Source organism: Carboxylicivirga fragile (genome assembly GCF_050589805.1).
GTDB lineage: Bacteria > Bacteroidota > Bacteroidia > Bacteroidales > Marinilabiliaceae > Carboxylicivirga > Carboxylicivirga fragile.
In genome coordinates, this window is the sequence record NZ_JBNGOY010000001.1 from 195146 (window position 1) to 220214 (window position 25069).

Annotated in this window: 20 protein-coding genes; 6 read left to right on the plus strand and 14 right to left on the minus strand. The window is 36.7% G+C overall.

Features of this window, described 5'->3' with window-relative positions; translation table 11 throughout:
* Positions 1–47: 47 nt before the first annotated feature.
* The 8 genes from ACRD7B_RS00885 to ACRD7B_RS00920 all read right to left on the minus strand — a co-directional run bounded on the left by ACRD7B_RS00885 (position 48) and on the right by ACRD7B_RS00920 (position 12140).
* A complete protein-coding gene (locus tag ACRD7B_RS00885; protein WP_430822550.1) occupies positions 48–1379 on the minus strand; it encodes a TlpA family protein disulfide reductase in 1332 nt (443 codons plus the stop codon).
* Positions 1380–1389: 10 nt separating this feature from the next.
* The gene (locus tag ACRD7B_RS00890) at positions 1390–2535 is read right to left on the minus strand and encodes a redoxin domain-containing protein (protein ID WP_430822551.1); all 1146 of its coding nucleotides are present in this window, start codon (positions 2533–2535) and stop codon (positions 1390–1392) included.
* A 117-nt stretch (positions 2536–2652) separates the two neighbouring features.
* Entirely contained in the window at positions 2653–4092 is a 1440-nt protein-coding gene (locus ACRD7B_RS00895; protein WP_430822552.1) for a RagB/SusD family nutrient uptake outer membrane protein, read from the minus strand.
* Positions 4093–4104: 12 nt separating this feature from the next.
* On the minus strand, positions 4105–7731 hold the full coding sequence (locus ACRD7B_RS00900; protein WP_430822553.1) for a SusC/RagA family TonB-linked outer membrane protein: 3627 nt from the start codon (positions 7729–7731) through the stop codon (positions 4105–4107).
* A 102-nt stretch (positions 7732–7833) separates the two neighbouring features.
* The gene (locus ACRD7B_RS00905) at positions 7834–8985 is read right to left on the minus strand and encodes a FecR family protein (RefSeq protein WP_430822554.1); all 1152 of its coding nucleotides are present in this window, start codon (positions 8983–8985) and stop codon (positions 7834–7836) included.
* A gap of 382 nt (positions 8986–9367) precedes the next feature.
* Positions 9368–9928, minus strand: coding sequence for an RNA polymerase sigma-70 factor (locus ACRD7B_RS00910; RefSeq protein ID WP_430822555.1), 561 nt, complete (start codon positions 9926–9928; stop codon positions 9368–9370).
* A 552-nt stretch (positions 9929–10480) separates the two neighbouring features.
* A complete protein-coding gene (locus tag ACRD7B_RS00915) occupies positions 10481–11536 on the minus strand; it encodes an acyltransferase family protein (protein ID WP_430822556.1) in 1056 nt (351 codons plus the stop codon).
* A gap of 40 nt (positions 11537–11576) precedes the next feature.
* A complete protein-coding gene (locus ACRD7B_RS00920) occupies positions 11577–12140 on the minus strand; it encodes an ankyrin repeat domain-containing protein (RefSeq protein ID WP_430822557.1) in 564 nt (187 codons plus the stop codon).
* 306 nt (positions 12141–12446) lie between these two features.
* On the opposite strand from ACRD7B_RS00920, the gene ACRD7B_RS00925 reads away from it, so the two are divergent.
* Positions 12447–14489 (plus strand): helix-turn-helix domain-containing protein, encoded by a 2043-nt coding sequence (locus ACRD7B_RS00925; RefSeq protein WP_430822559.1) that lies wholly within the window; start codon positions 12447–12449, stop codon positions 14487–14489.
* A 340-nt stretch (positions 14490–14829) separates the two neighbouring features.
* On the plus strand, positions 14830–16416 hold the full coding sequence (locus ACRD7B_RS00930) for a diflavin oxidoreductase (RefSeq protein ID WP_430822560.1): 1587 nt from the start codon (positions 14830–14832) through the stop codon (positions 16414–16416).
* Positions 16417–16493: 77 nt separating this feature from the next.
* Here the strand turns inward: ACRD7B_RS00930 and ACRD7B_RS00935 are convergent, their stop codons facing one another.
* Complete coding sequence (locus ACRD7B_RS00935; RefSeq protein WP_430822561.1) at positions 16494–17777, minus strand: KamA family radical SAM protein; 1284 nt, start codon at positions 17775–17777, stop codon at positions 16494–16496.
* A 313-nt stretch (positions 17778–18090) separates the two neighbouring features.
* On the opposite strand from ACRD7B_RS00935, the gene ACRD7B_RS00940 reads away from it, so the two are divergent.
* Entirely contained in the window at positions 18091–18612 is a 522-nt protein-coding gene (locus tag ACRD7B_RS00940) for a hypothetical protein (RefSeq protein WP_430822562.1), read from the plus strand.
* A gap of 89 nt (positions 18613–18701) precedes the next feature.
* Here the strand turns inward: ACRD7B_RS00940 and ACRD7B_RS00945 are convergent, their stop codons facing one another.
* Positions 18702–19196: a PaaI family thioesterase gene (locus ACRD7B_RS00945; RefSeq protein WP_430822563.1), complete on the minus strand. Its 495-nt coding sequence runs from the start codon at positions 19194–19196 to the stop codon at positions 18702–18704.
* Between the two features lie 17 nt (positions 19197–19213).
* The gene (locus tag ACRD7B_RS00950; protein WP_430822564.1) at positions 19214–19693 is read right to left on the minus strand and encodes an FKBP-type peptidyl-prolyl cis-trans isomerase; all 480 of its coding nucleotides are present in this window, start codon (positions 19691–19693) and stop codon (positions 19214–19216) included.
* Between the two features lie 226 nt (positions 19694–19919).
* Here ACRD7B_RS00950 and ACRD7B_RS00955 point away from each other — a divergent pair, with 226 nt between their 5' ends.
* A complete protein-coding gene (locus tag ACRD7B_RS00955; protein ID WP_430822565.1) occupies positions 19920–21524 on the plus strand; it encodes a glycoside hydrolase family 43 protein in 1605 nt (534 codons plus the stop codon).
* A gap of 9 nt (positions 21525–21533) precedes the next feature.
* On the opposite strand, the gene ACRD7B_RS00960 is transcribed toward ACRD7B_RS00955, so the two are convergent.
* The 3 genes from ACRD7B_RS00960 to ACRD7B_RS00970 are packed head-to-tail and all read right to left on the minus strand — an operon-like array spanning position 21534 to position 23420.
* Positions 21534–22094, minus strand: coding sequence for a hypothetical protein (locus ACRD7B_RS00960; protein ID WP_430822566.1), 561 nt, complete (start codon positions 22092–22094; stop codon positions 21534–21536).
* A complete protein-coding gene (locus ACRD7B_RS00965; RefSeq protein WP_430822567.1) occupies positions 22081–22575 on the minus strand; it encodes an RNA polymerase sigma factor in 495 nt (164 codons plus the stop codon). The genes ACRD7B_RS00960 and ACRD7B_RS00965 overlap by 14 nt, the downstream gene beginning before the upstream one ends.
* 2 nt (positions 22576–22577) lie before the next feature.
* The gene (locus ACRD7B_RS00970; RefSeq protein ID WP_430822568.1) at positions 22578–23420 is read right to left on the minus strand and encodes an alpha/beta fold hydrolase; all 843 of its coding nucleotides are present in this window, start codon (positions 23418–23420) and stop codon (positions 22578–22580) included.
* Between the two features lie 228 nt (positions 23421–23648).
* On the opposite strand from ACRD7B_RS00970, the gene ACRD7B_RS00975 reads away from it, so the two are divergent.
* Together ACRD7B_RS00975 and ACRD7B_RS00980 are read left to right on the plus strand one after the other, a co-directional pair.
* The gene (locus tag ACRD7B_RS00975; protein WP_430822569.1) at positions 23649–24347 is read left to right on the plus strand and encodes a hypothetical protein; all 699 of its coding nucleotides are present in this window, start codon (positions 23649–23651) and stop codon (positions 24345–24347) included.
* A 167-nt stretch (positions 24348–24514) separates the two neighbouring features.
* On the plus strand, positions 24515–25009 hold the full coding sequence (locus ACRD7B_RS00980; RefSeq protein WP_430822570.1) for a hypothetical protein: 495 nt from the start codon (positions 24515–24517) through the stop codon (positions 25007–25009).
* Positions 25010–25069 lie beyond the last annotated feature (60 nt).

Here is a 25069-nt window from a genome sequence, read left to right on the forward strand (position 1 = left end):
AGAAGTTAGTCACACATGATACTACTTATTTAATATTCTTATTTATACTACTGTATTAGCTTTTGAATCATTGCCTCAAAGGCTTTGTCGGATGGCACTGGTGCAAAAGCATCGATAATAAGACCATCATCACTAATAATCATAAAGCGAGGTACGGTCATTAATTCGTATGCCTTCAAGCGTGGACGTGGTGTTATGTATTGCGTTGATGTTTTAGCATGTTCGGCCAGGTACTTCTTCCATGGTTTCTCTGATGAATCAATGCTAAGTGAGATAAATTCCATCTTATCACTTTGGTATTTATCGGCCAAGGCTTCGAAATGAGGTGACTCAGCCTTACAAGGTCCACACCAAGTGGCCCATACATCAATAACTAATATTTTACCTTTTAGATCATCTAAAGTAATCACTTTACCATCTATTGATGTCATTTCAAAGTTCTGAGCTTTCTGACCAGGGATCAGCTTATTGTATTTTCCAAAGGCTTGGTTGAGGATGCCTTTATACTTGTCTGTTCTCAACTGTGGCTCTTGCTCATTTTTTTGACTAAGCACATCCGCTATAGGCCCTTTGCGATTAAGCAGATAAATAAGCTCCTGTACTTTCAAGAAATCCAGTATCTCGGCATCCATTTTATCTTCTCCAAGTTGTTTTATACAAGCACTACTAACACTTAGGTAGGCACCAATATTTAAATAATCTTTATCATGACCACCAGCCAGGTAGCTGGTTATATCACTTTGAAATAGATTTGTAATACTATCGGCATATTGAGCCATCTCTTCCTGAGGTACTTTTTTGGCATAAGCGTCTCGATAACCGAAGGACATTAAAGTATTAGCTCCATCAAAAAGAATGCGACCATGTTCCATTTTTTTAAACTGAGCACTCACATTATTTAAGGCATCTAGTTTTTCCTGTTTGTTTTTAATATGCTTTGCAACACGCTTACCCAATTCAATGGCCGAAGGATCGCCTTCCATAATATCAGTTCCGTATAAGTAAGAACCCGCTTTGGGGAACGGACGCTCTTTTAAATAATCACAAGCTTCGGCACCAGTACCACTAAAAACAGCATCCAAAGGAGCATCCATGTCCAACGATAATTCCAAGTTGTCACCAGGAGAAAGATAAAGGGTATTTCTACCCAAATTAAAGTAGGCCGGCTCATCTAATTCAAAATTGAGCTCAAATTTATTTTGCTCATCAGTTTTAAATTGAATATTCTCTTTCAACAATTGTGCTTCTGGTGTTCCCTTTGACAGACTCACCTCCGATTGAAAGTTTCTTAATTCACCCTTAAGTTGAACTGTTTTGTTTTGTGCCATTGAGTTCACAATACCTAAACACAACAGGGCTATAATTAATGCTTTATTCATAATCTTAGATTTAATCAAGTAGTTCTTTTAGTTTCTTATCCAATGCCGCACCCCTTAAATGCATGGCAATTATTTTCCCGCTGCTATCAACCAAATAATTCGCAGGTACACCTTTAACACCATACATTTGCACTACCGGGCTTTTATAAGCTTTTAAGTCGCTAACATTCACCCATGGAATAGCTTCTTCCGTACTAGCTTTCTGCCACGATTTACGATTGTGATCGAGGGTAAAAGCAACAATTTCAAAGCCTTTGTCATGAAAATGTTTATGCGCTTCTTTCATATGCGGAATCTCTGCACGACAAGGACCACACCACGATGCCCAAAATTCAACCAATACAAACTTGTTCTGCGCTAAAACTTCTTTTAGGTGAAATTCTTTATCGTTTAAATCTTTGGCCGTAAAATCCTTCACCTGGTCCCCTACTGTTATTTCTACTTTATTGGCCTTTGCTTTCTCTGCCGATACAATGGTGTGTTTCAATAAAAGTAACTCATCTATAGCACCTGTTTCTTTCTCTAGCTGCGCCAAATCATTTTCCCAATTATCATAGCTGCGCATTTTTTTATACGCAAACAAACGCGCTACCGGATCGCTGTGCTTTGAATAAATAGCCTGATAAGTATCTTTTTCCAGTTGCTGATACTTATTTGCCAACTCTTTATAGTTTTGCATTTCTGCATCACTTGGATTTTCATCTCCTTCTGATTGAAGCATTGTCATGTAGCTCATTAACTCTGCCTTGGCCGCTTTTAATTCAGGATTAGACTTAACATCATCAATTATGATGGTGTGATATAAGCCACCTTGTAGCACCGCATCTTCTTTTTTATCAGCAAAGGCTATATCAATCGTACTGTCCTCTAAAATCATCTCAAATTTCCAACCTTTATAAATGCCTTCTTTGTCGTAAATTGAAAGATACACCAGACGTGGATTCTCTACATCGCCATTAATAGTGAATGCCCCATTACTTATAAGGGCTTGTTCAGTAAAATGCCCTCTGCCAGATGTTGTATCAGGCATGTATATTTTAATACTGTCTCCATTAAATTTCTCAAGGCCTGTTCCATTTATGGTAAATACTCCCGTATCTTGAAACTGACACGATATGGCGGTGAGGAGAATAGTGAGAAATAATAATTGCTTCATTTTAAAAGATATAATAAACTAAGCCTCTCAATGTTGAGAAGATTAATTGAGATGAATAAATAGTGTTGGAAAACAATTCCACCCCAGACCAATAAAATATCCGGAGTGGAATAATTCTTAGTATGTATTTTGCTTAACCGATCCTTCTGTTAATTTAATAACCTCTTGTGGCAATGGCCGTGCATACTTGCGACTATTAGGTTCCAAGGTATAATTAACAATAGAAGAATAATCAACTGAAGTTTCACCCAATTCATAGAAAGTACGAGTAAGCGTAATCGGGTCTATTAAACCTTCGGCATTTAAACGCTTCAAGTCCGACCAACGCGAAGAAGTAAAAGGTAATTCGCGTCTTCTTTCATCCGCCACCAATTGCACGGCTTCCTTAATGGTAGTGGGTGTTGCAAGTTCAGAATATTCTGCCGCTCTAAAACGATTTATTCGAACCATTTCAACATGCTCCATACAGGCAGCATAGTTGCCATCACGCGCTTCACACTCGGCCAAAATCAAGTACATTTCAGCAGCATCTGTTCCGGTCATTACGTTACCCCCAAATTTTTTATAAAGCTCATTATTTTCAGTCATACCAAACCAGCCACCTAAATAATCCTGAGTATAAAAATACAAGCGCATATCTTCCGGCTCATAAGCTGCCAAAAGATCCTTGCTGGGAACATAAGCCCAATCACCATGATGGAAAATTTTATATTGGCTTTTCCATCCTTCGTAAAAAGCAGGCGCATATGAACGTAGGAATGAAGTTGAAGGCACTTCGTATTCACCAACCGGAATAATTTGCACCTCGGTCTCCATATTCACCATTTCTGAATGCATTGACAAGGCGTCAGCAGCATACTTTTTGGCATTCACAAAATCATGCATGTATAAATAATACCTAGCTGCCAATGCAGCGGCCGATGCTTGACTCTCGCGAATAGTGTTAACTTTTTCTGTCTCAATCTTTAAACCTTCGCTAAGGTCAGCTTCTATTTGTTGAAATGTTTCTGCTAAAGAAGCTCTTACAGTTTGCTCCCCAAAGGCTGTGGAATTTTTAATGGGTAATCCCATCTCTCCAGCGTTTGAAGCATTTGGATACAAACAATATTTGATAGAAAGTGCTAAATACTTATTGGCTTTTATCAAATGAGCTTCAGCCTTCAGGTTATCTTTATCTTCAAGGGAACCTTCCAAATCGTGCACATTTGCAATAATAAAATTACTTTGCCAAATACTGTTAAATGCGTCGTTCCAATTTCTATCTTCAACTGAAGACAATTTATCTTGCCAGGCAAAATCCTGAACTTGCGCATAGCTTATCCATCCGCCAAGCGCATCATACACATTTAAATGGTAATTAAAATCATCAGACAGATAATCACAACGCACATCTTGAATTATTGTGGCATCATAATCCGTATTATTAAGCAGTAGATCAATATCTTTTGTCGTTAATATTTCTTGCTGACTGGCCTTGCTAGGTGGTTCATCCAGAAAATCCTCACACGAAGCAAAAACAAATGCTGATATAAGTAATATTGAAAATATCTTTTTCATAATTGTTTCTTATTAAAATGTTAGACTTAAACCAATTGTATAAGTAGTCTCTGGTCTGAAGTAGGAACTTCCCATTGGGTAATCCGGGTCAATACCTAATTCATTAGCTGTCCACAGCATACCCACATTATTGATATGTGTATAAACCCTGAAATTAGAGCATCCAAACTGCGAGGTGATTCTATGTGGTATGGTATACGATAACATCACTTCTTTGAATCGAATATAAGAAGCATCAGCCACTCTCGACTCCAGATATCTGGCATTGGTACTATACTGACCATAGGCATCAATTCTCTGTTCAGGTAATGGAAATTCACCAGTGGCCTCTTCATTACCAATTATTAGTTCATCCAGGTTTTTATGATAATTCATTGTTTCCAAGCGGTTACTATAACTGAAACCATCGACCAACATATGATGACCAAATTTGCCGGTAATCGTGGCCAGTAAACTAAAACCTTTATAAAAAAATTCATTGGTTAAAGAGCTTACATGAGGAGCTATGCGTGTTCCCTGAAACCAAGCTAAGTCAGTTGCTGTAATGCCTGTATTCGTCAGGTTTACTGTCGCATCATAAACTTCCCCGTTTTTAGCTCTTATGGTTGCAACCCCGTCCTCATTAAGGCCATTATACTTAATGGCCCAGGTAGGTAAGTATTCATATCCTTCAACAAATGATTTGCCTGACAAAAAATTGTATGGAATATATGCTTCTTTAACCTTATTAACCATACTGTTGTTATAAGCATAATTAAGAATTGGTTTCCATAGTACGGTATTAGCAATATTAATATTAGCATTCAGATTCAATTCAAAACCATTGTTTTCCATATCGGCCACATTAAAGGCCTGTAGCGTTGTACCATCAGTAGAAGGCACTGAAACCTCAGCTATTAAGTCTTCACTATTTTTGTCATAGTACTCAACTGAACCAAAGAGCTTATTATTGAACAACGCAAAATCTAAAGCAACATTTAATTGACTTACACGCTCCCATCGTAAGGATGAATTTCCAAGGTCAGTTAGACTAGCATAATCATAACCCGCTCCAGAATATGGGCTTGAACCTGATTTATACGATATAGTTGGCACCATGGAAGAGAACTGATTACTATTACCATTAACACCATAAGTCGAACGTAAGGTCAATCGGTTAAGCCATTCCTGACTTTCCATGAAAGCCTCTTTTGATAGTTGCCAGCTTCCACCCACTGACCAAAATGGCGAATAGCGGTATTTAGCTTCATCAACCACTAAGTTCGAGGCATCTGTTCTAACACTTGCACTAACGGTATATTTATCCTTATACGTGTATCCTAGATTCGAATACAATGAAAAATACCTACCTGCTCTTCCAGTTAAGGCTGGCTCATATATATGATCTCCTCCTGTAATGATATTACCAGTTGAATTCCTATAATAGGCACGTTGCAGGTTATTCATTTTATCAGGAACGGAGCTCATGTAATTCTTATGATTATAACCGAATAACCACTCACGGCTTGTTTCCGTGTCATTTCTATTTGTTTCAGTACCAGCAATGAAATTAAATGCATGGTCACCATAATTCTTGACAATACTTAACTGATTTCTTAACAAATATGAAACCACATTTGTATTACCTAGATAAACGATTTCACCCATAGGTAACTGGTAGTCTGTTTCAGGATTAATGGCATAGGGCAACCTATCGAAAATGGTCTGATAATCCGTTAGTGTAAATAAATTTACCTGATCGCGAGTGTAATAGGAACCTTCGGTATATCTGTTTTTTGTTTTGTAGGATGCATTCTGGTATTGGAAACCCACAGTATATTTTATTCCCTCTGCTATTTTAAAATTTAAGCCCGCATTAATTCGAGTACTTAAAGTTTTAGTTTCAAACTTTTGCGTTCGCATATTCTGAAGCGGATTGTAGGTCATGTCATCATAGGCCCACCCAGATGTGTACGAGTGAAGGTCATTCATTACTTTGGAATTGTATCCCCTATTGTACTCCACATGATTATAATTTCCGTTCTCATCTAGTAATGTTTCGTATGGTGACATAGCTTGAATATCACGCAAACCAACGCCACTACTTTTATCATTTCTGATTTGCTCCATTATTGCAAAATCGAACTCCAACCAATCTTTCACTTGCATAACATTACGAAAGTTAATCAGAACGTTATTATCGCTATCTGATTCTATCACATGTTTATTGTCATTAAACATTACCGACAAAGAATAACGGTTTCTTTCTCCCTGTCCACGCAAGGCTACATTATAATTCTGTGAGAAAGACTTACGCAACATGTGTTCCTTCACCTGTTCCTGATACGATTGATTCATGAGTTTTTGGAAATCCGGCGTATCTATTGTGTACACAGGTTGCCCGATACCTCCATTAGCCAGGTGGTCTTCCCATTGCTTTTCAAATAAATAACCTGCCTTTGTAAACGATTGATTAATATCTTCAAGGTTAATAATGCGTTTTCCCCATCCTTGATTCCAAAGCATCTGTTCATATTCTATTTGCGACTGCGAACTGGCAATTGGATTGGCATAGTTCAAATCCACTTCATCGCTAAATTTAGCGTATGCTTCAACACTTACTTGCATGCCTTTTTTACCACTTCCTTTTTTAGAAGTGATAACAATAACCCCATTGGCTGCACGAGCACCCCAAATTGAAGCTGCAGCAGCATCTTTCAATACAGTAATTTTTTCTACATCATTACGGTTAATCGATTCTAGACCGCCATCGATGGCAAAACCATCCACCACAATAAGCGGTTGACCATCTGCTGTTAAGGAACTCTGTCCACGGATGGTAAACTGAGTATTACCGTCAGCATCAAGAGTTGTCTGAACACCCGCTACCAATGATTCAAGGTTCCCACCAATGGTTTCATTGGGGCTATTGGCTACATTATCACTATTAAGCATAGAAAACGAACCAGTAGCTCTTTCCTTAGAAATAGTTTGATAACCAGTTACAACAACTTCATCCAAACCCATCATATCCGGAATAAGTACAATATTAATAATAGTTCTGCCCTCTACAGGTATTTCTTGCGTCACAAAACCTAAACTCGAAATCTCTAGCACTAATCCTTCTTCATCAGGCGCTTCCAACTCATAAGTGCCATCAACAGCAGAAACACAACCACTAGTAGTGCCTTTAAAGCAGACGGCAGCAAAGGGCAAGGGCTCGCCTTTTTCGTCAACCACAGTTCCTTTGATAAGAATCTTCTTTTCTTCGGGTTGTTGAACTACTACAATTGGCTTCTTTGCCGCTTTCTTTACAACGATATATTCATCAATTACTTCAAAATCCAGACCTTTGTCATTAAGTACAGAAAAATAAATATCAGATAATTCTAATTCATTATTTTCCAATACAACGAGCTCATCCATGTCAATCTGACGATTACTGTAGATGGTAATTAAGCCTGTTTGGATTTCAATTTCCTTAAATAACTCCTTGTAAGTCATCTCTGTCTGTTCAAAAGTTACCTTTTGAGCCAAAGTGACAGCCGACATATTAATGAGCACTGCAAATAAAAAGACAACACTTATTTTCATAATTAATAGTGTTCGTCGTGATAGAATTTGTAGATTACTTCCACGACACATTCGTGTAAATTTCATAGATTTGTATTTAGACGTTAATACTTTCCGGAGGTGCTGCTACACTTTTCCGGTTTGAATTGAACTCGAATCGGAGGATGCTGCTACATCCTTCGATTTTTTTTAATATTTTGCTTTCACCAATACCGTATTGTCGTTAATCGTTATTTCCGACTCGGCTGATTTTTCAATAAGTCCCATAAATAATTTAAAGTCTGTTTCTCTTTTCATGGCGCCTGATATTTTTCGACCCTTCACTTCATTGTTCGAAAAGAAGAAATCAACATCGTACCAGCGCGATAATTTATTGGCCACCTCTTCCAGAGGCATGTTCTCAAAGCGGAAAATACCATCTTTCCAGGCTGTGTATAAATCGGTGTCTACTTCTTTAATTTGCAAGTCGACTTGTCCTTGTGTTAGAATAGCTTGTTGTCCTGGCTGTACCATTACCTCTTCGTTATTATAAAGTACAGCAATACTTCCTTCAACCAAGGTGGTTTGTTCCACCTTTTCATCCTCGTAACTCATTACATTAAACTGTGTACCATATACTTTTATAGCAGAGTTATTAGTTGTTACAATAAAGGCTCGTGTTTCATCTCTTGTTACGTCAAAAAGCGCTTCTCCTACCAGTTTAACTTTTCGTTCCCCACCAACAAAAGCTACCGGATAGCTTAATTTTGTTTCAGCATTTAGCCAAACCCTGGTTCCATCGGCTAGTATCAGGTTGTACTCACCGCCGCGAGGTACCACAATGGTATTGTATTCAACTTCACTTGCCTCTTCTAAATTGTCGTAAACCAGTACATCCAATGAATCGCTCCCAATTATTTCACCCTTGGTATTTTTAATGAACTGTTTACTTTCAGCATCAAGCGATACGAAACTTCCATCGGCCAATTGCAAATGCGCTTTTGTACTTCCGGGTTGAATAACATGAGCTTGTTTAGTTATTTCTGTGTCAGTATTGGTAAATAATAAAACCGACAAACCTATGGCAAGTGGCAATATAATTGCCGCTGCATATTGAAATAGGCGCTTAAGCTTAATTGTTGATTTAGGCTCTAATCTGGTCTGTAAACGTTCCCATTGTCTTAGTATTCTTTCTTCTGACACCTCTATATCAGCCTCTTTGTTTCGTTCAAGGTGTTGATACAATAAACGATGAGACTCGTCGGCCACTAACCAAAGCTCCAATTCTTGAAGCTCTTCTTGGCTAGCAATACCATGGAGGCAGCGCCATAATACGATGTATTCTATATTAATTTTTGCCATTCTTTTTATTTCTTCTTCACATTAATGACGTTCCTTTTTTTATTATTGGTGACAATACTTTAAAAAAGATCGTAAAAAATAATTTTAGAAGAAAAGAATGAATAGAATCAAGTTCTAAAATGGAAGTTTAAGGAGCGGCTCTTTTTTTGTGATTACCAATAAAGAGCCGCTCCATTTATAGCAGCAATTAACGCGATACAATCGCGCAAGAGCGTTAGGAGTTAAGCTTCGCTTTTTTCTAGTTCTGCTATGCGGAACAATTCGTGGTTTCAATTTCTTTTTTTACTGTCTAAAAGTAATTTTCTTGATAACGTACAAACCTAAATGAACCTGATTCACTTTTTAAACTATAGTGCCCAAGCAAGATCCATCCTTTGAAGCATTATAGAGGAAAAAGAAACAGAACCTTAATACCATACTGCAAGAGTTCAGTACGAATTTTATTTTTAGCGCGCTTAAGCTGCGTATTAACCGTATTAATACTGATATCCAAGTCTTCGGCAATATCATTTGCCGTATGTCCAATCACATATTTTCGTTCAAAGATATCACGCATCTTTTCGGGCAAATCAGCCAGACATTTTTTAATACGATTGGTTAATTCTTCATTAATCTCCAATTCTCCTGCACTTTCCATATAGGCTTCAATCAGGAAAACCTCATGCTTGTCTCTTACATCAAAATGGCGTAAGTAACCAAGGCATTTATTCTTAATGGCTGTGTATAAGTAGGCTTTGATTGACTTAATTTCCAGCGCTTCTCTTTTCTCCCAAAGCGTGGCAAATACATCCTGAATTAAATCTTCACAAGCCTCCGCATCATACACATAACGCTGGGCAAACTTAGCTAGCAATGGGTAGTATTGATGAAATAAGGAGCGATATACGTCCTTATTGCTCTTACGCAATTCACTAATGATTATCTTATCATTTATAAAATCCATTCGTAACTATCTCTTGGCTTAGCCATGGTTTAATTTCAGCCTAAAGTAAACGGAAATCTTGGAATCTAAAAAATGATAGTTGTGAAATGGAAAGATCTAGCTGAGTCTTTTATGTAAATATTACGTGCATTACAATCGCTATTTAACAATTTACTTCGGTATAGTTCTAAGTTCTATTAGCTGTCCTTCGAACATCAATTGATACAGATTCGATACATCTTCGAGGCTTGTTCGTACTTGCTTCGGGTGGGCTTCGATCCTATAGAGCCGAACAATACCCGAAGAACACCCGATCAAAGGCCGATTATGCTACGATTATGGTTAAATGAAGACTCAAGGCAGATTCAATAACATATCCTGGTATTATGCTTTAATAAAATCTGACAATTCGAAATTAGCCTGTTTTGAAGCCTAAATTTTATGAAACGTAGATAGGATCGTTTGAAAACTGATCGTTAAAATTCGTTCGATAGTTGTCGAATGAAAATTTGATGTTTAAACATGGCATTAAGCTCGGGAATATACCACCAGTCCAATGCCATTAAATCTATATTATTTCCTCTTCAGTCCAAATAACACACCCACCACTCCTACTCTTCTTATTACCAATTCATAAAAGGCATAACTGCCAATAAAGGTAATGAGTGTAACTAAAAGTAATTTAGCTGAAACAGGGAAGTCCATAGGTAGTATCCACACACATCCCAGGTATAAAAATACCATATGAATAATGTATATTGGATAAGCAGCCTGACTGAGGTATTGTAATGTTTTACCTGGGCGATTCAAATACTTATATCCAAACCCAAATACGCTAAATACCCAAAGATTTGACTCAATTGACAATAAGTAATCGGGCGCTCCCATCAACTCATAAACAACCAAACGCGTCAGGTATAAACTAAATGCCATAACAAAAAATAACCATCGCCATTTACTTACCATTCGCCAGAATCCATCACCACTATAAATAAACAAGTAACCAAAAAGAAATGCCAGTAAACCTAGAAAAAAACCATGCCAGGTCATTGAGTACATTTCAAAATGTTCGGGAGCCATAATTTCAGCTTCCACAACAAAAGGCGACATCACTATTATTACTGTGAAAGGTGAACTAAAAAGCTGATTTAATTTCTGCCTTAGTTTACCATTTTGCTTATGCTTTAAATAATAAAATATGGGCAATAGTATTAGTACATAGGCAAATATATTGGCCAAAAACCATAAATGTGCCCGGTGTGCAAAATAGGATATATCCTGACTGTAATACATTTGTGTAAGCATAATATGAATCGGAACGATTGCCAGCATGCCAAAAACAAGCGGTAAGAGAATACGCCAACTTCGCTCGGCAATTAACTGCTTCCAGGTTCTCTTTTTCATAGCAAAACATACGCCCATACCGGAAACGAAAAACAATATGGGGATACGCCATACATTTAGCATAGCCATTGGAATCCATATACTTTCCATTGATTCACTGCTAGTAATAAAGCCAACAAGCGTGCCCCAGGGCTGAAATACTATGGCCACATGATAAATCAATAACAAAGCGATGGCTATTACTCTAAGCCAATCTATGTCGTATCTTCTTTCTGTTGAGTTCATAAAACTAAAGTTCAGTTTGTTATTTAAAAATTAACTCAATCTACTTCAACATATCAGCTATTATCGGTCGCACCTTTTCCAGACGGTCGTAATCCAACCTTAAACCTAAAGAACCAAGATCCTTATTAAGTTGTTCATAAATCGGCTTCACATCCGAAAATGGCCCAGCTACACTTTGGTACGGTGTAGCTCCGTAATTATTAGTTGCCTGCTTATTGGCTCCTTTATTTATTAGACTACTCACAATCTCTTTTCTGCCAAAAAATGCGGCGGTATGCAAAGCTGTTGATCCATCGGCACTTTTTATGCTCAAATCAGCGCCACCATTTATCAAGACATTGGCAACATCCGTTCTATTAAAAGTAATTGCAATGGATAAAGGCGTTGAACCATATTGATCTTTCACATTTAAATCACTCCCCACTTTAATGTGTTGTTTCATTGAATTAACATCCCCCATAAAGGCAGCGGCATGTATATCAACCTTTGGTTTTTGAATGTTTGTGTTTCCTTTTTGCGAATCACCACTTGTGTTTTTACAACTAGCATTTAACAACACCATAACTAAAGTAAAAATAATGGTGAAAGAGATTTTAGTCTTCATTTTTTGAGTTTTCATTGCTTTTAATTTGTGTTCAATAAATATGTATTTACAGAACAGGTTCATGATATATTTTCAACAATGTAAAGGTGGGTGTAATGCTGATGCACTACCAATCAAGCATAAAGCAAAGAACATAAAACTTGCAGCGACTGTAAAAACTATGACGCAGGTCTATCAACTATGACGCAAATGCGACTAATACCTTATCAAAATGATCATCAAAATAAAAACAAGCACTCCCGATTTTAAATGCAAATATTGTATCTTCAAACACCAGTATTAACAATCTTTTTTTACCTAAGCCTGATGGAAAACGAGTTTTTAAACCAGATTAAAGCACTCATTCTACAAAACATATCGAATGATAAATTTGGCGTAGCTGAATTGGCTTATGCTGCCGGAATGAGTAGATCAAATTTGCTTCGTAAAATTCAAAAGTACACAGGCGATTCGGTGAGTATTTATATACGTAAAATAAGGTTGGATGAGGCATCAAAATTACTAAGACAAGATGCTTATACTGTCTCAGAGGTTTCTTATCGGGTTGGTTTTAGTAGCGCGTCCTATTTTATTAAGTGTTTTCGCGAGCATTATGGTTATCCGCCAGGTGAAATGAATAATAAGGCGAGAGTTGAAAAGGACATACAATATGAACGAAAGTCAAAAGCATATAAAAAGGTAATCATTTTCAGTGCCGCTTTTCTAGTCCCATTAATCATTTGGATACTCGTTTATTCACCTTTTTCAGAACAGAAAAATGAAACTAAAAAATCAATAGCTGTACTGCCGTTTAAAAACGACAGTAATGATTCAACTAACGTTTATATCGTTAATGGCTTGATGGAGTCGATACTTGATAACCTTCAACAATTGGAAGGTTTAAAGGTAATTAGTCGCACTTCGGTTGAGAAATATCGCAACAGTAAGCTCAGTATTCCGGAAATAGCTGAAGAGCTTAATGTGAGTTATTTTATTGAAGGCAGCGGTCAAAAAATTGGTGATAATATTCGCTTAAGTGTTCAGTTAATTGAAGCCAGAGCTGACGATCATATTTGGAGTGAGCAATACAACCGACAGATCAATGATATTTTTGATATTCAAACAGAAGTAGCCAAACAAGTTGCTAATCAAATACAAGTTCACATCAGCCCCGAGGAAGAGGAGCGTATTTCGCAGCTACCAACAGATAACATTGAAGCTTATGAGCTATTTCTGCAAGGTATAGATTTACTGAACGAAGAAAGCAAAGAGGGACTTTATGCTGGTATTCCCTACCTTCATAAAGCCATTGAACTTGATTCTGAATTTGCACGTGCCCACGCAGCATTGGCATTGGCTTATTATTACGTTGATCTGTTTGAGGCAGGAACCGTCTTTTCGGATTCGCTTAATTATTATGCCGATAAAGCACTATTGCATAACCCCAAATTAGCTCAAGGCTTAACCGCCAAAGCACTCTATTACATTGATAATAACGAATACGGCCAGGCTGTTACATATCTGGAAAAAGCTCTGGAATACAATCCGAATTCAGCATTAGTTATCAACACCTTATCTGATTTATATGGAACTCATATACCAAACACTGAACTTTACCTGGAATATGCTCTTAAGGGCGTTAGCTTAGATATTGCATCCAATGACTCCAGTACGGCAAGTTATACCTATCTTCATTTGAGCAATGCCCTCATTCAAACAGGCTTCACCGATGAAGCCATTCGGGCCATCAATAAATCCTTGGCTAATAATCCCAATAATTTATTCTCCGAATATGTAAGGGCTTATATACTTTACGCCAAGCACAAAGATTTGAAACAAACCAAAGAACTTTTAATTGAGGCTCTGGAAAAAGATCCCAGCCGTTTTGACATTATGCAAGAAATTGGCAATGCTTGCTATTACATGCGCGATTGGGAAGAATCCTACTCCTACTTCAAGCAATTTATAGCTATTAAAGAGGCTTTACAGTTGGATGTATACGTACATAAAACAGCTGAAATCGGCCTGGTATATGAAAAAATGGGTTTTAATGATGAAGCCAATCAATTTATGTCTCAATTTAAAAGCTACCTGGAGACAGATGAATCAACTTATACACATCTAAACCTGGCTTTATATTACTCATACCTAAACAAGCCTGACAAAGCCTTTGAACACCTTCGACTATTTAGTAAAGAAGAAAATTTTCAATACTGGATAATACTCTTTATTCCGATGGATCCATTGGTAGATAATATCAAAGATGATCCAGAGTTTGACCAGCTTATGGAACAATTGGAAAACAACTTTTGGCAAAGCCACAATCGTATTAAAAAGCAACTGCTAGCAAAAGACCTATTGGATTTTTAAGCTATTTTTTTTTACAAGAGCCTCGTCAAGAGTGCTAGACATGCATCCATATAATAAGTTGACCTATGACAACTTAACACTATCGCCACATTAGTTCCTAGTTTCGCATAGCGGAACCATTTGTGATAATTATTTCAATTCGTGGGGGCTATCTTATCACTGTTTAAAACAATTTCTCTGATTGCTATGGTGAATTAAAGATACTTAGCTTGCAACTTGATTGGCAATGAATTCAGCGCATAAAAGATTATTACCAATAAAAATCACTTTTGGCATCAACATTTTATCGTTTTATACCTTATAGTATAACGAATATTCAGATTGATAAAAGTGATTAAAAATGATTGATTATAAGAATACCCTGCATATTGTTTACGGTAGTAGAACTGGTAATGCCAAAGCTGTTGCCGATTTAGCCAATAGATATGCCCTTACACTTGGTTTAAACACTGTCTTTATTGATATGCCAACCATTGATTACAATGAGTTGGGTAAAATAAATAATTTACTCGTATGCGTTAGTACGCATGGCGAAGGTGAACCTCCTGTTCAGGCCGAGAGTTTTTACGAGTATGTGCATCAAAGCAAGGATAAACTAAAATGTAACTATTCTGTATTAGGTTTGGGCGATAGCAGTTACCGTTATTACTGTCAAACAGGTGTGGATATTGATAAACGATTAGAAGAATTGGGTGGCCAACGTAAATTAGAGCTTGGCAAGTGTGATATTGATTTTGAAGATGCTGCAAAACAATGGGTAAAAAAGGCTATCGATATTTTTCAGATAGATTTAAAAGCGAGTCAACGACCTTCAGATAAGTTTATTTTTGAATTGGACCTTGAGGATGGAACAGAGAACGCCTACAAGGCCGAGTTGTTGGAGAAAAGAATGCTAACAGGAGCTGACTCCACTAAAAAAGTGCTGCACCTAAGTCTTTCCTTAAAGAATAGTAATATTGATTACGAACCGGGCGATGCCATTGGTGTATTTGGCGCCAACTCCAGATTATTTGTTGATGAGTTGTTGAATGAACTGGGTTTCGACAGAGCCTTTGCCGTAAAACAAAAAGATAATACTCGCCTATTAAAAGAGGTGCTTATTAACGATTATGAGTTAACGCTCCTCACCCCTATTGTTATTCAAAAATATGCCGATATTATTAATAACAATACATTAAACGAGTTAGTTGCGGATAACGCAAAGCTCGACAAATATGCCGAAACCAATGATGTGCTCGACTTGGTTCGCGATTTTAAAGGTGATATTTCAGAACTTCAATTTTTATCGATACTACGTAAATTGGCTCAACGTCTCTATTCGGCTGCATCCAGCAGAAGTAAAAATAACGATACTGTAGATATTACGGTTAAAATTATCGAAAATGAGGATAAGGGCCGAGTGCGCAATGGGGTGTGTTCTTCGTTTCTTTGGCACCGCCTTGATGTGGGCGATAAGGTACCCATTGCCCTTGAGACCATCGATAAATTTCGCTTACCTGAAGATGGTACTAAACCAATAATAATGATTGGTGCCGGAACAGGTATTGCACCATTTCGTAGTTTCTTGCAAACTCGTCAAACTCAAACCGGGAAAAACTGGCTAATTTTTGGAGAACGAAATAAAGCCAGTGATTTCTTGTATCAGAATGATTTAAATAGCTTTATTGAGTCAGGTACTCTGACTAAGCTGAGCACTGCTTTCTCACGCGATCAGGCAGAAAAATTTTACGTTAGTGATGTATTAAAAAAAGAAGGCGAAGAATTACAAAACTGGCTTAAAGCGGGCGCTATCATATACGTTTGCGGAAGCAAGGATAAATTAGCAAAATCTGTTCGTCATACTTTAAAACAAATATTAGCCGAGGGTGGCAATAATAGTTTTAAAGCCCTAAAAATCAATAATCAATATTTGGAAGAAGTTTATTGATATCCTACCCCTAAGTCCCCTTAAGGGGACTTAGGGGGACTTAGGGGTAGAATATTTGACAAGTTCATTTCGTATATTTATCCATTCACCAACTCCACCTTTTCAACCGGTTTTAACTGATCAATCCAGGTGGCTTCTTCATCGTAATGCATCAAAAATGGTTTATACGATTGTTTGTAATCGCGATGACGAATGTATTGTATGTTGAAATATTTTTCACCGTTTAAGGGATTTTCCTGAACACCTAGTATTTGCGCTTTTCCCATAGCTGCCGACATAGATGGCGCTGTAACCGTTTTAGCTAAACTAGAGGTCTTACGAATAGCTTTTGTATAAATATCATAGGCTTTTGCCAATGGCACCTGAAAGTATTGATATGGCCCTGTCTCTCGTTCGATAAACATGTAATATGGTATCATGCCCATACTTACCTGCTTGTCCCACATCTCAGCCCAAATATCGGCCGATGCATTAATGTTGTTGAGCAATGGTGATTGCGTTCGTATCTCCGCCCCTGTTGCTCGTATATTTTTCACCGCTTGTCGTACAGCATCCGTCTCCATTTCCTGATAATGGTTGAAATGTGCCATTATTGACAAGTGTAAACCTCCGTCAACAATTCGCTTGAAGAGATCCAACATCTCCTGTGCTTCGTCATTATACTCTGGTAAAAACACAAAAGGCCACCATGTTAATGATTTGGTACCAAAACGAATGGTTTTTAAGTTCGGAATATCAGCCTCAAATATTTTATCGATGTACTTACTTATTGTACGCGGACTCATAATCATTGGATCGCCACCAGTAAATAGCAACTCGTGCAGGTGCTCATGTTGCTTGAAATAATCGCATACACGATCAATTTCTTTCATCGAAAACTGCAAGTCAAGATCTTTCACAAATTGTGGCCACCTAAAACAAAAAGTACAATTGGCATGACATGTTTGTCCCTGTGTTGGAAAAAACAAAGCTATGTCGCGATATTTGTGTTGTACGCCTGGTAAGGGTTCACCATTAAGCGAAGGAATATTAGACTCTTGCTGTGCAGGATGAGGATTCAAACTCAAACGAATCTTATTCGCTATTTTTGTTATCTCATTTTCAGGCAAACCCGTTTCAACCGCTTCTTTAATCTCATTATAATCTTCCTGCTTAAGCATATGCTTATTCGGAAAAGTTAGTATATAACATGGGTCAGTTTCATAATTGGCCCAATCAATTAAATAATCAATTACATAATTATTGGCTTTAAATGGAAGTACCCTCGAAACAATTTCTATTTCATGCTTCACCTCCTCGGGAAGCATCTTCATATATTCTATCTGTCTAAAGTTCTTTACGTTGTAACTTACTATTTTCATTCTAAAAATTTGTGTTTATTCCCTATACAATAGAAACAGTGGTTTGCTTTATTTGTTGAGTAAGGCTACAATAATTATCTCATTTATACGCCAAATCCAGTCCTTATTAATATCAAGAATGCTCTACTTTTATTTTTACGCATTATTTTTATCATAAGAATAGATACTATTAGACTGAATTTACTGACATTTAGCGATCCTCAAAGTTTTATTTACTAAAACATTGCAAAATTTAGAGTACTATGTTTATTTTACAACATTATATTAATAGGTACTAATTATATACGATATCAAACCTTATTTTAATTAAATTATGAAGAATCAAAAATTCAGTTTACTATTTTTTACAATCGGCCTTTTATTATTTACATTGACCAGCTGCGAAAAGAATGATGAAGCAAATCCTATTACAGCCTCAATTGTAGGCGAGTGGAAGAAAGTTGATATTGACATTCAAACGCATGTAAATGGAATGAATATTATTGATTTCTATACGACTTATGGTGGACTTACCAAAGAAGAAGCCGAAGACGCACTTGAAATTCTATTGGGAACTATGGATTTTCCATTAAATTTAATATTAAGAGAAGACGATACTTATAATGCCTCAATGCAGCTCATAGCGCCGTATGACGGAAGGTATGTATTAGACGTTAATAATCGAACACTTACCTTAGATTCAGGAAAAGAATATGAATCGATTTTTGAGGTATTATTACTAAATGAAACTGATATGATATTAAAGCATGTTGAAACCAGTAATTTAGATGATAGTTTTCCTGAAATGGGGAAAAAGGTAGTTACTATGACTATTGATTTAAAACGTGTGCAGTAATTTCGTTCAAAAAATTAGCATAATAAGATTTAAAAAGCACCATCTTGTTCTGATAAATGGTGCTTTTTCTTTCTGTTCATTTTATCATTCTAAAGAGTTTTTAAAAAAGCCTCCTTACCCGGATAATTGAATTTACGGCGAGCCACAGCAGGAGGAAATAAAAAATAAACTACTTCGGCACTCGAACACAGCTCACCTTTGGAGTTTTTAACTTCCACGTACATAGTAGCCGTCTTTCCATCATTTACTTTCACCTCCGACTCGATTCTAACATCACCATGACTTAAGAATAAGGATTTATGATAATCCACAGTCATCTTTTGAGTTACGCCAGCCGTATCCAATAAAGCATAAACTGTCCAACTGGCAATTTCATCCATTATGGTTGATTGAATACCGCCATGAACCACATTATGATAGCCTTCAAAGGTTTTAGTTGGAGTCCACTCTGCATAAACCTTACTACCGTCGGTATAAAACTCCATTAATAAACCTGCCTTATTATCTGGAGAACAGCCAAAACAATGGTATTCATCTCCTTTTGCTGCGATGAAAGGGTTATTGATTTTTGTGAGATTTTCCATTTAAATGTTTTTGTAGTCTAATTGTTCTCGTCCGAATGCTCGCTGTTCGTGGTACTTGGCAACTCAACCTTCACCACTTTAAATTGATCATATACCAAAGTAGCATAAGGCGGAATAACATCTCCTGCACCTTTTGCACCATAGGCCAATGAATCAGGTAAAACTGCAATAATCTCATCGCCTTGTCGCAAATAAGAAACTACTTCGGTGAAGCCTTTAATTAGGCGTGTTGAATCAGCTGTAAAGGAAAAAAGTGAATCAGGCTCCTCAAAGCTATTCCACACAACTGAATCGCCAACTTTTAGGCTTAACAAAGTACCAACCTTAGCTCCGGATACAACCTTAGGCCCATCCCCCTTTTTCAAATATAAATACTTTAAACCACTAGCTGTTTGAATGGTGTCACCTAAATCTGAACTTCCCTCCGCTCCTTGTTTAAACTGGCATGACGTAGCGAATAGAGAAAGACATACAGCAATCATTAGTGTAACTTTCATAGAAATGTAATTTTAGTTTTTCTAAACCGAAAGTAGGACTAATAATGATCTTGTAAAAATTAAAGTTTAAATAATTATAGAAACAAATTTATTGCAGAAACCTTTTGGTGTATTCACTTATCGTTTTATGAAGAATCCCACACTCATAGATATGTATTGATTTTAAGCTTATTATTGTATTTTTATAGAATTAAAGACGGACTTCTTTTATTCAATCCTTATCAATATGCATTTAAATTCGTTCATATTATTCATTATCGGGCTTACAATAACTTTCAATGTTTTTGGACAATCAGTTCCATCAAAATTTAATAATCCAATATTATCGGGATATCATCCAGATCCTTCAATATGTAGGGTGAATGATGACTATTACTTGGTCAACTCTTCGTTTGTTTGGTATCCGGGTCTACCAATCTATCACAGTAAGGATTTAGTTAATTGGAAATTAATCGCCAATGCTATTGATCGTCCTGACATGGTAAGTTTTGACGGGCTACCAGATAAGTTAGGTCTGTTTGCACCTACAATTCGTCATCACGATGGTAAGTTTTACATCATTAATACCTGTGTAGCTTGCAAAATGAACTTTTATATTACAGCGACTAATCCTGCTGGTCCATGGTCCGATCCCATTTGGTTACCTGATGCACCTGGAATTGATCCGTCTCTTTTTTGGGATGATGATGAAAAGTGTTATTATACAGGCATGACAGATGTTGAGAAAGAAGATTGGCCAACACAAAAAGTAGTGTATAATCAAGAATTAGATTTAGAACAGAATAAGCTGGTTGGTGAACGTCACTATTTGACCTATGGTCATGCTAACAATGCTTCATATACTGAAGGTCCTCACCTTTATAAAATTAATGGTAAGTATTTATTATTGGTGTCAGAAGGTGGTACCGGAATGTACCATGCCCTGTCCGTTCATCATTCCGATTCGATCAACGGACCCTACATTAGCGATTATATCAATCCGGTATTAAGCCATCGTCACTTGGGAGAAGATTACCCTCTACATGCAATAGGACATGGCGATCTGATTGAAACACAAAAAGGTGAATGGTGGTGCGTAATGTTGGGGAAACGACGTATTGATCAGGTAACAACACTTGCCAGAGAGACATTTCTTGCCAAAGTCGAGTTTGAAGGCCATACGCCAATTTTTAATCCAGGCCAAGGTAAAGTTCTTTTGGAGCAAGACAGACCTAACTTACCATGGACACCAATAAGAAAGGAATCGGATAAAGATCAATTTAATAACGATCAATTAGATATGGAATGGTGCACCATTCGTACAACAAAAGATTCATTTTATAGCTTAAAAGACGGAAATCTAAAGCTGAACTTACGAAAGCAAGTTATGGATAGTCTCGTTAATTCATCGTTACTTCTTAAGCGTATCAAACATCACAAATTTGAAGCGAATACCAAAATGAGTTTCGATACCAATAAGAGCAATGAAATAGCAGGCTTAACAATTTATCGAACCAACGAAAATTATTATCAACTAATAAAAAGTAAAAATTCCCTTATCCTCATTAAATCCTTCAAAGGTAAACAGTCAGAGATAGCGCGCATACCCTATAAAAATAAAGAAGTATACCTTCATGTTGAAGCAAACGATCTTGAAGTACAATTTAGCTATGGAAGATCTGAACATTCATTAAACCCAATCGGATCAAAGCAAAGTATGCTTGTGATTGCCGATGATCAAGGCAATGCACAATTTAACGGACCAGGCATAGGTGTTTATGCAAGCAGTAATGGTATGCAATCGAAAAACAGCGCTTTATTTGATTGGTTTTACTACAAGGGTAAAAATTAATGGATGAAACTAAATTTCATCAATAATTCCCTTAATATCCTTTATCTCATTACTTGCTTGTTTTACCAACAAATATGTTGCAACTGGAATGGCCACTATCAAAAACACAATAATGTAAATATAAAACCAATGAGGTAAGGTCGCTTTAAATGTAGGCAGCATAATAACAAAACCAGCGATGTAAGATACAACTGAAACAATTGTTACAACAGAGACCTGGTTTTTTCGAAACTTATAAAACGACTTGATCTTGTTTCGGTAAACTTCGCTAAGCTCATCTATATCTATGTTTTTTAATCGATTGTAACTATAAGCTTCCACGGTAACACGTACAAAAATTGAAGAAAACATAATGGCCAAACCTGTACTTACCATATTGCCCAAAGGTGTAACAATCCATAAACCAGCAATTATAGCAGTAAGTGTAACTAACACCAGAATAGTAGCCATTTGCTTTCGCGACGATTTCTTTTTCTGTTCGAGCGCTTTATTAATTATTTCCTCTACGCTAGAAGCGGGACTTTTTTGCTGTTGCTGCCAGAGATTTTGTATATCGTTAAACTCGTTCATTTTCTAGTAGTTTTTTTAGTTTGTCTCTTGTTCGATGTATCCGTACTCGTAGGTTAGCCCTCGACAAGCCAAGGATTTCAGCCACCTCCTCGTTCTCTATGCCCTCAAGAAGTAATAACATCAGGTTTTTCTCCTCAAGCTTCATATAATCCAAGGCTCTGTAAACTTTAGCAAGCATTTCTTGTGCGTCTTTCGATTCTTCCGGTGAATAGCTTATCTCCGGCAAAGTATCTGCTGGTATTGCTTGCTTACGTTTATCCTTTAAGCGTTTCATACAGGTATTAAAGGCTATCCTATAAATCCAGGCTGAAATTGCTTTCGGATCTTTTAGGGTATCAAACTTGTTCCAAACACATATAAACACTTCTTGAGCTGCATCCTTAGCCCATTCATCTCTGCCCGAAGCATGCGCAGCACACAAACGGAAAACCTTTGGATAAAATTCGCTATATATCTTTTCAAATTCTAATTGACCAGGCATGCTTACTTTAAAAATGATTTAACTTGGGATATAAGCCATTCTTCTTGATCAAACATAATAAAATGACCTGAATTTTCGACATAAGCCATCGTTTTATCCGATAATTCCGCGTATTGATCTTCCATTATCTGTTGTGTTTGTTCCATACTCATTGGCACAGCAGCTAAAACAAGAGCAGGTACCGTTATTTTTGAAAGTTCTTTTCTGATATCCACCTTTAAAATATCGGTATATCCATGAACATAAGTCTTACGATCGGCCTCTTGCATCCAATCTGCAATAAGCGTTTTCTTTTCCTCATTTTTAGTCATAAATGAAGCCATTTGTATAGCCATCCCACTAAATTGTTCGTCATTCATGGCTAATATGCTCTTACTATAAGGCGAATCTGAACTAATGTTCTCAAGTGGTACACCAGGCATCATAACCGCTGCCATAGCTGATAATGCATCCACCAAAATGAGCCTTGAGCAAATATCACTGTTATTAATTGCTAGCTGCATAGCAAACAAACCTCCCACACTATGGCCTATAATAATTGGTTTCTCTTCAAAATTGTTACTTATGTATTTTTCGAGAAGATCAGTCACTGTTTGATACCACATTGTATCAGGAGCGGCTACACCATTAAAGCCTGGGTATGTAATTAAATGACATTCATGCTCATTTGCAAGTGGTGTTACAATATCAGTCCAAACCTCTCCCGGGCAAGTATAACCAGGGAGAAATACAATGGGACTTCCTTTTCCTATAATTTCAACTTTGATATCCAGCTCTTGAGCGAATAATTGTACAGATGCTAAAATAAATAAACAACTTAGGGTAATTTTGGTAATCGTTTTCATTTTTCTAAAGTTTAATGATTCTTATTACCCTAAGGATTCCAAATTTGAATAAGCGTTACAAAAAAAATGAACTTTTTTTATAATCTGGTTAAAAAGCAATGCAAAGCTCATAACATTACACTCTCACAATCACACCTATCTATCACATATTGTCACCATTAAACTATTAAGTAGCTTTTGTGGTCATCCACAGCAATATTACTTCAAAATTATTAATGCGAATTCGAAATGATAGCGATTACCAATCAACCTATAGAAACAATAAGCATATCTCATTTTTTTTGCGACAGTGTTATTACCTTTGATAACATGTTAAAAATCGACATTCTATCAAGCTTTGATTATACTAATCAAAATCATGTGGTGTTTCTTTTGTTGGCTGCTATTATCACTGTGCTAATCTTCCTAATTAGCAGATATAAACTAAGGGAATATTATAAGTTACGCCAGGTAAAGAAACGTTTTGAGCGCGGTAATAAATTAGAGTTACAAGCAAAGAAATTCCTGAAAAGTAAGGGATATACGATAGTTGATTATCAAAGCTCCTACGAACATCGATACAAGGTTAATGGTGAACTGCAAACAGCCGAAATTCAACCTGATTACATCGTTAAGAAAAACGGAAAGAAGTACATTGTTGAAGTAAAAAGTGGTAATACCGCTATCAATGCATCAAACCGTAATACGCGCCGACAATTATTAGAATACGATTATGTAGTGGAAAATGATGGTGTGTTTTTATTGGATATGGAGAACCGAACGCTTAAACTCATTCAGTTTAAATCAAAGGCTGAAAGGCGCTCCAACAAACAACTAAAAACAGTTATTGTAATCGCACTAATAGCAATAGCCATTCCCTATTGGCAGGTAAAAGTTGTATTAAGCTTATTGTTAATCATGCTTCTTTTCTTTAAAAGCAAATATTAAGTCAGAGCTCTGTTCCTCCTGTAATTTTACAAGAAAAATATCCATCTACTATTGAGATACTTACACAAGCAAAATAAAGTTTTATGCATTTTTTAGTAGGGTAAATAGTATCTGCTTCGGTATGGAAGTAAACAACATTATTTATCCATTACTAAAAAATACACATCATGAAAAATTTATTAAAATCATTATTTAGCACCTTGTTTTTATTGTCATTTGTTATTCTTTCCAATGCACAGGAAGCAGGTAACGGTCCTATTTTAAGTGAAGAGCAAAAAACAATGGTAGCCGAGCATAAGGCTGAAAAAGAAGCCAATCATGAAGCTTTCAAAGCTACCTTGAGCGAAGAACAATTGGCTATTTTGAAAAATAAGGAACTAAGTAAACAAGAAAAACGAAAAGCATTTAGCCAATCGCTTTCTGAAGACCAAAAAGCAATGCGTCATGCCAATAAAGAAAGTGTGATGGCCAATCGGGAGTCTTTACGCAGTACACTAACAGATGAGCAAAAAGAGGCAATTAAAGCCCACCGTGAAGAAAATCGTGAAGAATTCAGAGCATCCTTATCCGATGAACAGAAAGAGCTGATTGCAGCAGCTAAGTCAGAGAAAGAAGCGAATCGTGATGCTGGAGTTGCTAAATTTACACGGACGATTTTTTAGAGATATTAAGACCAAAATAATATCTTAGAAAAATGAGTACACAGAAAAAGTATTACAGTA